Genomic DNA, 11,548 nt, shown 5'->3' on the forward strand with positions numbered 1-11,548 from the left:
ATCGACTATCATAGTCTGGATCACGAAGGAGGAATGGAATGGCTCGGAAGCACAAGCCGGAGGAGATCATCGGCAAGCTGCGTGAAGCGGAGATCGTGCTGGCGCAGGGTGGGACGGTGGCGGATGCCTGCCGACGGATCGGCGTCACCGAACAGAGCTACTATCGCTGGCGCAAGGAGTATGGCGGCCTGAAGATGGATCAGGCGCGGCGGATGAAGGACTTGGAGCGCGAGAATGCTCGGCTTCGGCAGGCGGTGTCGGACCTAACGCTAGACAAGATGATCCTCCAGGAGGCTGCACGGGGAAACTACTGAGCCCCGCGCGCCGACGTCGCTGTATCGACCACATCCAAGGGATGATGACTGTCTCCGAGCGGCGGGTCTGCCGTGTGCTCGGCCAGCATCGATCGACACAGCGCAAGGCCCCCGCGGGGCAGACGAGGAAGCAGCTCTCACAGAGGACATCATCGCTCTGGCTCGGCAATATGGTCGTTATGGCTATCGCCGGGTGACGGCCTTGCTGCGCGATGCCGGCTGGCACGTGAACCGCAAGCGGGTCGAGCGCATCTGGCGGCGCGAGGGGCTCAAAGTGCCGCAGAAGCAGCCGAAACGCGGCCGTCTCTGGCTCAATGACGGATCGTGCATCCGGCTGCGACCCGAGTATCCGGGGCATGTGTGGTCCTACGACTTCGTCGAGGGCCGCACCCACGAAGGCCGCAAGTTCCGCATCCTATCGATCATCGACGAGGCCAGCAGGGAGTGCTTGGCCTTGCCGGTCGCGAGACGGCTCAGAAGCGAGGATGTGCTGGCGGCGCTGGCCGATCTGTTCATCACTCGCGGCCCGCCGGCACATATACGTTCGGACAATGGTCCTGAATTTATCGCCACGGCCGTGCAGCAATGGCTGGCCAGGATCGGTGTGAAGACGCTCTACATCACGCCCGGCAGCCCATGGGAAAATGGCTATTGTGAGTCCTTCAACGGCTCGATGCGCGATGAACTGTTGAACGGGGAGATCTTCTACACGCTGGCCGAGGCGAAGATCCTGATCGAAGCCTGGCGGCGGCACTATAACACCATCCGCCCGCACAGCTCGCTCGGCTATCGACCGCCGGCACCGGAAACAGCGACGCCGCCATGGCCGCCCTCCGGTTCCGCTGCGCTCCACCTACGGTCGGCCATGGCGCCGGAAGCAACAATGCACTAACAATCAACACGGACCACTCAGTGGGGGCCGATCACTACGCAGGCACGTCCCTGCTGCGCCCGGACTGCCCTCTCCGGCGTTCTGGAGCCAATAAGTATAGGACGATCAGCGATCAGTTATGCACTGAAGGCGGATTCGTCCGCAGCGCTGTTGTGCAAATCATGTGTGCGAACCGTAGCCACCGCCTTACCCTGTGCGACGAGAAGGTATGGCATATAGGCCGCTTTTGCATTTTCTAACCTAAGGGCTGCCGTTCCAGAAACCACAATCCAGCGGTCAACCCAGCACCAACCAGCCAGGTGACTCCCCTGCCCTCTTCCGCCAACAGAAACGCCGTTCACCCCCTCGGAAGCCATCCCTGCTTCCCGCCGTTCATTCACCGACATCCCACCGAGATTGAACAACGTCCCCTGGGACTTAGCCACCGCGCCCAGCGCCTTCGGCAATCGACTGCTTTTCGGAGAAAGCGGACCTGCCAGCGTTGACCGGTGAACGTGGAGCACAAGCAGCGATGGTCACCAGCCAACCTCCGACAGCGAGTGCATTTCACGAGAGACATTGTTTGCGAGACCTGCAGCGCGGCAATTCCTCCTTTGGGAAAGGGAGGTGATTTTGGTTCATTTTAATCGCTCAACCAATCGGCTGTGAGCTCACCCCAATGCCCCTCGGGTGCCAGCGCGGCGCGCAGGGCTTCCAGCAGAGGCGGTAGCGCCTGCGTGAAGGCGTAGGGCGGGTTGACGATAAAAAGGCCTGCGCCGTTATAGATGCCGGGCTGATCGTTATCGTACAACCAATGCTCCACCGACAGAAATTTCGGGATGCCGAGCTTGCGTAACTGGTGCTTCCACTGCGCATGCGTGGCGCGGTCTTTCAGTGGATACCAGATCACCGTCACGCCATGCGCCCATTTGCGGTAAGCCGCAGCCAGGGTGGCCGTGATACGTTTGCGTTCGTCCGTCTGCTCATACGGCGGGTCGACCACCACCACCCCGCGCGCGGTGCGGGGGGGCACCATCGCCAGCCAAAGCTCGTAGGCGTCGCGCTCATGGATGGCAGCGGATGTGTCACGCATGACGCCGCGCAGAGTATAAGCGTCCTCCGGATGTTTCTCGTTCAGGATCAGCAAATCCTGCGGACGCAGAAGCTGCGCCAGAATCCGCGGCGAGCCGGGGTAGAGATGCGCCTTGGTCCCGACATTCACCGCCTGCACGGCGGCGCGGTAGTCGTCGAGCAAGGGGTTCGGGTCGGCAAAGGCCCGCGCTACGCCTTGCGTGGACTCGCCCGTGCGTTGGGCCTGGTCGCCATCAAGGTCGTACAGCCCGCAGCCGGCATGGGTGTCGATCAGGGTCAGCGCGCCCTCTTTGTGCTGCAAGGCCCGCACAAGGGCAATCAGCAGGCTGTGCTTCACGACATCGGCGCTGTTGCCGGCATGGAAGGAATGGCGATAATTCATTGTAATGGAAAACCCTGACGATCTGCCTTTAGACAAGCTGCTGGGCGGAGAAGCCGGGCGCGAGTCGATTGAAGTAACAAATCCGGAGCCCGTACAGAGTCAGGCGGAAACCTTCAAAGCACTTTTGCGCGAGGCCTCAAGCCCGCGTTAGCAATCGTCAACAGAGGTGAGGACGCAAGGCTCCGGACACATGGGAATGTTCGCGTCCGAGTCTGCTTGTGTCAGGAGCGAAATTGCATCCACTCAATTTCGGATGACTTGAGTTGGTCGAGACCAGACGGTTCAGACGCCGCCCGGCCCCCACCGGGAGCGCTGACAGAAGTGACGTTCGGATGCTCTTTCGCGATCATCAAAATCAGGCCTTTGTTCAGCTGAAACTGAATGGCCAAGCCCTCCGAAAAAACGGGCGCCGCTCACTACGCCAATCCGACCGGGCTCAAAATCACATCAGCGTCGCGCTATCCAGAACGATCAATCATAGTAGGCCGGCGCCTGCCTGAAGGCTGGCCAAGCATCCGGATCATGACCGGTCACGACCTGTGCGTTTGTCCGTTCCGCCAGAGCGCGCAAGGCCTGCACCGACCTCACCGCATCCACCGCCGAGGCCATGAAGCCGGGCAAGGCCCTTTCGTTCCAGTGATCGAGCGTATAAACAGCATCGGCGGCGAGCAGAAATGCGCCATGGCGCGGCAAGGTGACCAGAAACGACTGATGTCCCGGCGTGTGCCCAGGCGTGGAAATCATGCGCAACACGCCGTCGCCATAGAGGTCGTGGCCGTCGCTACCGGTGCCATCGAGCAAGTGCCACCTAAGACCGGGTCGGTCGAAATCCTTGCGGACATAGGCTGCCGCGGCAAACCAGTCGGGCGCGAAGGCATATTCATATTCGCGCCGCTGGACCACATGGGTCGCCTCAGGGAAACGACCGATGGCGCCGCTATGGTCCGAATGCAGATGCGAGAGCACCACGAAGCGCACCGCCTCCGGCGCGATGCCCAGGCTGGCCAGTTGTGCGACACAGCCCTGTTCAGGGCTCATAATCGGGCGATAAGCATCCACGGCGTCGCCCCAATAGGCCCGCGGATCGGCCAGCCCCTCGGCCGCCAGACCGCCATCAATGACGACATGCCCCTTGGGATGGGTGAGCAGGAACCACGGCACGGGGATGGTGTAATCGGCTCCATCGCCCTGATTCATCTTGATATCGTGCAGTTTGCAGCACTGGCTGCCCGATTGAAACATATAGAGCCTGATGTCGTTCATGGGGACCTCTCAACATGCCGCCTGCCGCCCTGCGCGCCAGACCGGATTTGCATGTGAGCGATGAATCACCCGATCGGTAGGTGGCCCAATCCGCTTTCAATTATCGGAAAACACGATAGATAAGTCCGCATGGACACTCTGGCAGCCATGCGCGTCTTCGTGCGGATCGTGGAACGGGGCAGCATCTCGGCCGCCGCGCGGGATCTGGGTCTGGGCCAGCCGGCGGTGAGCGAAAGGATCGCCCGGCTCGAAGCGCATCTGGGCGAACCCTTGCTGCGGCGGAACACCAGGGCGATGTCCGTAACCGACACCGGGGCGGCCTTTTACGAGCGCTGCAAGCTCGCCATCGAGGCGGCTGACGATGCCATGGCGGTCGCGCACAAGGACCAGCCTGTCAGCGGCACATTGCGGATCGCGGCACCCCATGGATTGGGCGAGGTTTTGTTGACGCCGGTGCTGCTCGACCTGCGTGAACACCATCCCGAATTGCGGATCGATCTGGTGCTCAATGATCGCGTTGTCGATCCGGTGACCGAAGGCGTCGATCTGTCATTGCGCCTCGGGCCAGTCGGCGAGGGGCATTTTATCGCCCGGCGGCTGGGCATGGTGCGCCGGGTGCTGGTGGCCTCGCCCGCCTATCTGGCACGGCATGGCGGGCCTGAAAGCCCCTCAGACCTTGCCCGCCACGGCTTTGCACGGGTGGCGGGGCTGTTCCACGGCAACCGCCTGCCCTTGCACGCACCTGATGGCGGCATGGTGGCCGCGCCCATCGAGACCATGATCACCGTCAGCCATTGGCGCCCCCTGCATGCGCTGCTGCTGGGCGGAGGGGCGATCGGCGTGTTGCAGCAATCGGTCTGCGCGGACGATGTGCGGCAGGGCACGCTGATCCCCTTGTTGCCAGCGTTCACCGTCCCGCCCTTCGGTCTCCATGCGCTTTATGCTCCGGGCAGGCCCATGCCGCCTCGCCTGCGCCTGCTGCTCTCGAGGCTGGAAGCCAGGGCGCAGCAAGTGCTGGGGTAGGCTCAGCCTGCCACCACCGGGCCGACGATGCTCTGGGCAAAGCGCTGGCAGACCTGCGCAACATCCTCCATGCGATGCGGCACGGGCAAGGCATCCATGGCCTGAAAGAAGCGGTCATGTCGGGCTGGGGTGGACACCAGCAGCATCTCCGCCGGCCCGCCCTGGGCGGAAAAGCCATGCACGGTGCCACGCGGCACGAACAGTGTATCGCCCTCTGTCGCCGTGATCCTGTCCTCGCCGATCACGAAGAGCAAGGTGCCGCGCACAATACGAAACAGCTTGTCCTCATCATGCGAGATATGCAGCGGCGCGCCCTGCCCTTGCGTCACCAGCATCCGCATCACGGTCAGTGGCGCCGCCTCGCCGCCCAGCAGAATGCCCGCCTCGATGCCGGAAAAGCGCGCGGTGGCGCCGATGGTCAGCCTGCCGGCGGGGGTGTTATCGGTCATGCTTCGTCTCCTTGGGTGATGCTCCCTCCTAGCCTTGCGCGATCCGCCCGATTATCCTTGCAGAACCGACATGATTGGCCAGAAGAATGGACAATGATCAAACTCGACCTGCTCCAGACCTTTGCCGAAGTGGTGCGTGCCGGTAGCTTCAGTGCCGCTGCGCGGCGCATGGGTGTGCCGCGCTCCACGGTCAGCCTGCATATCCAGTCGCTGGAGGCATCGCTGGACCTGCGCCTGTTCAAGCGCTCCACCCGCAGCCTGGTGCTGACCGAGGAGGGGCAACAGCTTCACGAAATGGCTCAGGCGCCGCTCGACCATCTGGCGCAGGGCCTGCATGCGATGCAGGGCCAGCATGGCGCGCTCAGCGGGCTGATCCGGCTGACCTTGCCCGCCGATTTCCCCACGGAGTTGGTGGCCAGCGCGATCACCAGCTTTCGCCGCCAGCATCCGCTGGTGCGATTCCAGATCCTGCATACCGGCGACCGGCTCGATTTGGTGGCGCGGAACATCGACATCGCGCTACGCATGGGCGACGGCTCGCCACCCGATGCTGTCGAGCGCAGCGTGCTGGAGATCGACTGGATGCTCTGCGCCAGTGCCGATTGGGTGAAACGCCATGGTCTGCCCGACAGTCTGGCCGAGCTTGGCGATGTGATCGCACCGGGATCGGGGCTGCGGCAGTTTCTGGAGCGGCAGGTGCTTTCAAGCCCCCTGCCCGAGCCCGCCATCGAGGTCGACAGCCTGCTGATGGCCCGCTCGCTGGTGCTGGAAGGGTTCGGCTGCGCGCTGCTGCCCACCGGCATGGTGGAGCCGATGGTGGAGCAGGGCTTGATCTTGCGCCTGCTCCCCATGGTCACGCTCAGCCCTACGCGGCTCAAGCTGGCCTTTCCCACCCGCGCCGACATGATCCCGCGCGTGCGGGCCTTTGCCGATCATCTGGCGCAGGCGCTTCAGGCCTGAAGCCCAAAGACCTCGGCGGCCACACCCAGCGCATTGTTGGCTGCCGCGCCGCTCGCGTAGAACTGGGTCTGCACGATCACCTCGACGATCTGCTCGCGCGTGGCGCCCGCGACCAGCGCCGCCTCGATATGGGCGCGCAGTTGCGGCAGATAGCCGCGCGTCACGCAGCAGGCGATGATGACGAATTCGCGCGTCACCAGATCGAGACCTGGCCGGTCCAGCACGCCGGCAAAAGCCCATTCCATGGTCATCGTCAGGAAATCGGGGCAAAGTTCGTCGCGCGAGGTCGCCAGACCGGCGCCGCTGTGCCCGCCATGCAGGCGCTCGAACAGGGCAAGGCCGCGGGCATAGGCTTCGGTATCACGGGGCATCGAGGGGGCGGTCATAGGGTGCGTCTCCTTGGTTGGAGCCTCTGATCTGCCCGATGATCGATAGAGAGAAACAGCCCCGCGCAGTGCGAGGATTACACCCCCAGAGTACGCAATCAGCCCTTGACTAGACCAAAACGCTCGAGCGCGAAATCGACGAAAGCACGCAGCTTGGCCGGTGCCGCGCGATCGCGCGCATAGACCAGATAGAGTTGCCGCCCCCTCGCCTCATAATCGCTTAACAGCCGCTGCAAACGGCCCGCCGCAATGTCCTCGCTCACCAGCGCATGGGGTTGCAGGATGATCCCGGCTCCGGCCAGTGCCGCCTCGCGCAAAGCCAGACCATGATCGATCCGCAGAGGGTAACGGACTGGAACCTCGATCATCTCCTCGCCCGCCATGAAACGCCAGGCATGCCGCAACCCCCAGCGCGTATGGCCCAGGCAATCATGGTCGGCCAAATCCTGCGGCACCTGCGGCACGCCCCGAAGGGCAAGATAGTCGGGCGCCGCGCAGACGATCATCCGGTAGAATTGCTCCAAGGGCCGCGCGATCAAGCCGGATTCCGCCAACGGTCCGAGTAAAAACGCGACATCCACCCCATCGCCAATCACATCGACCGGGGCGTCGCTGAGCATCAGTTCGACCTCGATCCGGGGATGCGTCTGCCGAAAGGCGGCCAGCGCGGGCGACAAGCGGGTCACACCGAAAGATGTGGGCGCCGAGATGCGTAGCAGTCCTGCAACGCCTCCCCGCAGCGATCCGGTATCCTCCTCCGCCGCCTCGACCTGCTGCAGCACCGCCAGGCAGCGTTCGAGGAAGAGTTCCCCCGCCTCGGTCAGTTTCTGCCGCCGGGTGGTGCGCTGCAACAGGCGCAGGCCGACCCTTTCCTCCAGAGCACGCAGATGCTTGCCGACCATGCTGGGGGACAGGCCACGCCGCTCGGCCGCCGCGACCAGACTGCCCGCCTGCACCACATCGACAAACACGGCCATGCTTTCGAGACGGTCCATTCAATCTCCATGGTCTTCAATATCGCCCCTCATAGGCCATTGACGGGGAAGGCTTCAATCCGTGTGGCCGCATCCTGCCACCTGGGTCATTCGACCTCGTCCCGCGCAGGTTCCAGAGCGATCCGGGCCACAATCGCAAGGGCCCGCTCCAGATCGTCGAGAGGAGGCGATGCCAGAGCCATCCGAACACCATTGGGCGCGTGGCCAGGTTGAGCGGCAAATTGCCCCCCGGCCGTCACTCCGATACCATGCCGCAACAGATGCGCAGCAAAGGCCTCGCGGCCATGCGCAAGGGCAGTGTCTTCATCGATCATACGACCACCTCGGCGCAGGTGGCGCGCGAACTCCATGCCATCGCATCGGAAGGCGGCTTCGGCTTTGTCGATGCGCCGGTTTCGGGCGGCCAGAGTGGAGCGGAGAACGGCGTGCTGACGGTCATGTGCGGCGGCGACGCGCAGGATGTCGGCAAGGCAGAGGGCGCCATCGCCAGCTATGCCAGATTGTGCCGCCATCTCGGGCCGACGGGGTCGGGCCAATTGGCCAAGATGGTCAACCAGCTCTGTATTGCCGGCGTCGTGCAGGGGCTGGCCGAGGGCGTGCATTTCGCCCAGCGGGCCGGTCTGCCGGTCGAGGCGGTGATGGAGGTTCTGGGCAAGGGCGCCGCCGGATCGTGGCAGATGGAGAACCGCGCATCGACCATGCAGGCGGGCCGCTATGAGTTCGGCTTCGCGGTCGACTGGATGCGCAAGGATCTGGGCATCTGCCTGGCGGAAGGCGGGCGCAATGGCGCCCAGCTACCGCTCGCCACGCTGGTCGATGAGTTCTATGCCGAGGTGCAGGCGATGGGCGGTGGCCGGTGGGACACATCGAGCCTGCTGGCGCGCCTGAACCGGGAGGGCGCCAGCGGGATCGACGGCTAGCCTATATCGTCTGTGGGTTGCAGGCGCGGATCATCCAGCAGGCGGCATCGAAGCGGGCCATGCCATCCGCGATGAAAGGCGCGAAGCCCGCGTCCAGCGCGGCTTCGAGCCTGGCCTGCAACTCTGCGTCGAGATCGGGCATCAGCGCGCCGATCCGCCCCATGCGGCGTGCATAGATCGACAGATCCTCGACCGGCATGGCGCAAGAGACGGTGATGGGTTCGATCTCGATGGCATGCCAGCCCGCTTCGGTCAGAAGGTCTTGCACCCTGTGCCGGTCCGCAAAAGCGAATTGGCCAGGCGCGAGAGGATCGGCGGCAGGCTGCGGCCCGAGTACAGCCGTTGCAGCGCGTTCTTGAACGACCATGAAGGGATTGTCAGCGGGATGCGCCCAGGCGATGCAGATGAGCGCGCCGCCAGGGCGCAGCGCCCGACGAATGTTGGAGAAAGCGGCGACAGGGTCGTCGAAGAACATCACGCCGAAGCGCGAGACGACGGCGTCATGGTTCTCGGATGCGAAGGCATGGCGCTGCGCATCGGCACAGAGAAAGCTGACATTGGTCTGGCCCGCAAGCTGCGCCCGGCGCCGCGCGACATCGACAAGCGGCTCGGCAATGTCGAGCCCGGTGCAATGGCCTTGGCCATCCATATGGCGCGCAATCGCCAGGCTGGTCGCGCCAGCGCCGCAGCCGATATCCAGAACCCGGTGCGCGCCTTCCTTGGCGACCGCATCGACCAGCAAGCGCTCAAAGGGCATGAAGAGCCTGTCGAGCATCGGCTGCAAATCGGCCCAGACTTGGCCTTGCGCACCGCTCCAGCCGGCAGGTTTGGAGGTGTGATCGTTCATGAGATTGTCCTTGTGACCGTCATCGAGTCGCGGCCATTCTGCCACTTCAATCCAAGTTGAGGTCAAGATGGGATTGTTCGACATTGCCGAGGTCGCTCGCCGCAGCGGCATACCGGCCTCTGCTTTGCGCTATTATGAGGAACGCGGCCTCATCGAGTCCGTGGGGCGGCATGGCCTGCGCCGCACTTTCGATGCGCAGGTGTTCAAGCGCTTGTCCCTGATCGCGCTGGGCCGGTCAGCCGGCTTTTCGCTGGAGGAGATCGGCACGATGCTGGAGCGCGAGGGCCACATTCGCCTGGAGCGCGCGCAGCTGGAAGCCAAGGCCGAGGAGATCGATCGGAAGATCCGCAGCCTGATCGCCCGGCGTGACGGATTGCGCCATGCCGTCGCCTGCCCCGCGCCAAGCCACGGGCAATGTTCCTCCTTTCGCCGGTTGATGACCATCGCGTCGAAAAAAATGCGCAAGGCAAGAGCGCGCACCTAAGGTTGCTCTCATAATGTCTCCTCTGCTTTGCGCTGGCAGCATCTGGAAGACGTGCGACCTGGCCGCTGGAATCGTGGTGGGGCGCCCCTTTGCCCAACTGGCGCTTAAGTGACGTTTTCGGGCGACACCGGGCGTGAATGAACGGCAGGATATGCCAGTGTCAGCTTAAAAGGTGATTTTCCGGAATACACAAAAAAGCGTGCGCGCCGATTAAAATTTTCGCATGTTCTCAAGCATCCGCTCTCCATTTGATCAACGGCGATTGCAATCGCTTATCGACCTGAAGATTGACCCCGTTTTTGCGAAGTGCGTGATTGCGTGGAGCGCGCTGTTGCACTCGCACACTCTTCCAATGTCAGTTTGCGCCAGCGCAAAAATCTTGCCTTATCCAATCCGCCAGCAGCGATTGCGGTTCGCACGTTACAATCAGGCTCGACATCGTGCCGGCAATTGGAGAAGCGGCACTGCTGAGCCAGCAACAGGATGTCATCGAAGACCTCCTTCAGCCCCTCGCCCGCTTCGGAAAGATGAAGCTCACGCATGCCGGGCGTGTCCATCAGCCAGCCCCCCTGATCCAGCCGGTGCATCTCCCGCACGGTGGTGGTGTGGCGCCCTTTGCCATCGCCTTCGCGAACCGCCTGCGTGATGATGCGTTCCGATCCGGTCAACGTCTTGATCAGTGTCGATTTACCCACACCGGATGATCCCATCAGCGCGACTGTCTTGCCCTGGCCACACCACGCCGCAAGGCGGCCGGCACTTGTCAGATCCTTGCCGTTGACGGTGATCACCTGCAGGTCGGAGTGCAAAGCGCGCGCCGCATGGGCGAAAACTTCCGGATCATCGGCCCGGTCAGCCTTGGTCAGCACGACCACCGGGGTCACCCCCGCCTCGCGCGTCATCACCAGATAGCGCTCAAGCCGGGCAAGATTGAAATCCTGATCACACGACGCCACGATGAACAGCGTATCGACATTGGCAGCGATAAGCTGCACCTTGCGTTGATTGCCCGGCGTGCGGCGGGTGAACAGGCTGGCCCGCCGCAGGATGCGCGCGATCTGAGAACTTGCCTCATCGATCAGCAGCCAGTCACCGACCGTCGCATGCGAGTCTTCACCCTGAGCCTGTGCAACATAGGGCGGGATCAACCGTTCGGACACCGCACCAGCGATCAAGCCGCTCACGGCGATCTTGCCACGGCGAACCGCCATGACACGGACTGGACACAGGCTTGCCCGATCGTCGGGCGAAAGCTGCGAACTGAAGAATGGCGTCCAGCCCAGTTCAATCAAACTTGCGTCCAGGTCGGAATCGAGCGGACGCACCATCGCAAAGTCAACCCTTGGCCTTGGCAGTCTTGGCTTTTTCGGCGGGGGCCTTTGCCTGCTTCTTGCTGCGGGCGAGTGTCAGGGTGAGTGAGCGCTTGTGCCGCTTGTTGGCGGTGCGGATGTTGGACATGTTCGATCCTGTCTGCTGGGCATCAGCCGCCACTTTGGCCCGATTGGCCTTAGCAAAGCGCTGATGCCAGCCTCTTGCTCATGAAAAGCCACCGGTGACAAGGC

Annotated in this window: 12 protein-coding genes and 1 pseudogene; 5 read left to right on the top strand and 8 right to left on the bottom strand. The window is 63.2% G+C overall.

Annotation, left to right across the window (positions count from 1 at the left end; genetic code table 11):
- Window positions 1-38: 38 nt before the first annotated feature.
- Window positions 39-1,206, top strand: a pseudogene (locus ABDW49_RS26120) (IS3 family transposase).
- A 622-nt stretch (window positions 1,207-1,828) separates the two neighbouring features.
- On the opposite strand, the gene rlmJ reads toward ABDW49_RS26120, so the two are convergent.
- Window positions 1,829-2,659 carry a 23S rRNA (adenine(2030)-N(6))-methyltransferase RlmJ gene (gene rlmJ, locus ABDW49_RS26125; RefSeq protein WP_343616576.1) on the bottom strand — a complete coding sequence of 277 codons (831 nt, stop codon included), beginning with the start codon at window positions 2,657-2,659 and terminating at the stop codon, window positions 1,829-1,831.
- Window positions 2,660-3,130: 471 nt separating this feature from the next.
- Complete coding sequence (gene attM, locus ABDW49_RS26130) at window positions 3,131-3,922, bottom strand: N-acyl homoserine lactonase AttM (protein ID WP_343616578.1); 792 nt, start codon at window positions 3,920-3,922, stop codon at window positions 3,131-3,133.
- 129 nt (window positions 3,923-4,051) lie between these two features.
- Between attM and ABDW49_RS26135 the strand changes: the two genes are divergently transcribed.
- Window positions 4,052-4,945: a LysR family transcriptional regulator gene (locus tag ABDW49_RS26135; protein WP_343616580.1), complete on the top strand. Its 894-nt coding sequence runs from the start codon at window positions 4,052-4,054 to the stop codon at window positions 4,943-4,945.
- Between the two features lie 2 nt (window positions 4,946-4,947).
- Here ABDW49_RS26135 and ABDW49_RS26140 read toward each other — a convergent pair whose 3' ends face one another.
- On the bottom strand, window positions 4,948-5,394 hold the full coding sequence (locus ABDW49_RS26140; protein WP_343616582.1) for a cupin domain-containing protein: 447 nt from the start codon (window positions 5,392-5,394) through the stop codon (window positions 4,948-4,950).
- A 93-nt stretch (window positions 5,395-5,487) separates the two neighbouring features.
- Between ABDW49_RS26140 and ABDW49_RS26145 the strand changes: the two genes are divergently transcribed.
- Window positions 5,488-6,354 carry a LysR family transcriptional regulator gene (locus ABDW49_RS26145; RefSeq protein ID WP_343616584.1) on the top strand — a complete coding sequence of 289 codons (867 nt, stop codon included), beginning with the start codon at window positions 5,488-5,490 and terminating at the stop codon, window positions 6,352-6,354.
- Here ABDW49_RS26145 and ABDW49_RS26150 read toward each other — a convergent pair.
- Complete coding sequence (locus ABDW49_RS26150; protein ID WP_343616587.1) at window positions 6,345-6,740, bottom strand: carboxymuconolactone decarboxylase family protein; 396 nt, start codon at window positions 6,738-6,740, stop codon at window positions 6,345-6,347. The two genes, ABDW49_RS26145 and ABDW49_RS26150, sit on opposite strands and share 10 nt — an antisense overlap.
- Window positions 6,741-6,838: 98 nt before the next feature.
- Window positions 6,839-7,735 (bottom strand): LysR family transcriptional regulator, encoded by an 897-nt coding sequence (locus ABDW49_RS26155; RefSeq protein WP_343616589.1) that lies wholly within the window; start codon window positions 7,733-7,735, stop codon window positions 6,839-6,841.
- Between the two features lie 260 nt (window positions 7,736-7,995).
- Here ABDW49_RS26155 and ABDW49_RS26160 point away from each other — a divergent pair, with 260 nt between their 5' ends.
- On the top strand, window positions 7,996-8,655 hold the full coding sequence (locus ABDW49_RS26160) for an NAD(P)-dependent oxidoreductase (protein ID WP_343616591.1): 660 nt from the start codon (window positions 7,996-7,998) through the stop codon (window positions 8,653-8,655).
- 1 nt (window position 8,656) lies between these two features.
- Here the strand turns inward: ABDW49_RS26160 and ABDW49_RS26165 are convergent, their stop codons facing one another.
- Window positions 8,657-9,502 (bottom strand): methyltransferase domain-containing protein, encoded by an 846-nt coding sequence (locus tag ABDW49_RS26165; RefSeq protein ID WP_343616593.1) that lies wholly within the window; start codon window positions 9,500-9,502, stop codon window positions 8,657-8,659.
- Window positions 9,503-9,569: 67 nt separating this feature from the next.
- On the opposite strand from ABDW49_RS26165, the gene ABDW49_RS26170 reads away from it, so the two are divergent.
- Window positions 9,570-9,986, top strand: a complete 417-nt coding sequence (locus tag ABDW49_RS26170) for a helix-turn-helix domain-containing protein (RefSeq protein WP_343616595.1) — start codon at window positions 9,570-9,572, stop codon at window positions 9,984-9,986.
- Between the two features lie 272 nt (window positions 9,987-10,258).
- Here ABDW49_RS26170 and rsgA read toward each other — a convergent pair whose 3' ends face one another.
- Together rsgA and ABDW49_RS26180 are read right to left on the bottom strand one after the other, a co-directional pair.
- Window positions 10,259-11,314: a ribosome small subunit-dependent GTPase A gene (gene rsgA, locus ABDW49_RS26175; RefSeq protein WP_343616597.1), complete on the bottom strand. Its 1,056-nt coding sequence runs from the start codon at window positions 11,312-11,314 to the stop codon at window positions 10,259-10,261.
- A 7-nt stretch (window positions 11,315-11,321) separates the two neighbouring features.
- Entirely contained in the window at window positions 11,322-11,444 is a 123-nt protein-coding gene (locus ABDW49_RS26180; protein WP_343616599.1) for a hypothetical protein, read from the bottom strand.
- Between the last annotated feature and the right edge of the window lie 104 nt (window positions 11,445-11,548).

The sequence above is a fragment of the Novosphingobium sp. genome, assembly GCF_039595395.1.
Classification (GTDB): domain Bacteria; phylum Pseudomonadota; class Alphaproteobacteria; order Sphingomonadales; family Sphingomonadaceae; genus Novosphingobium.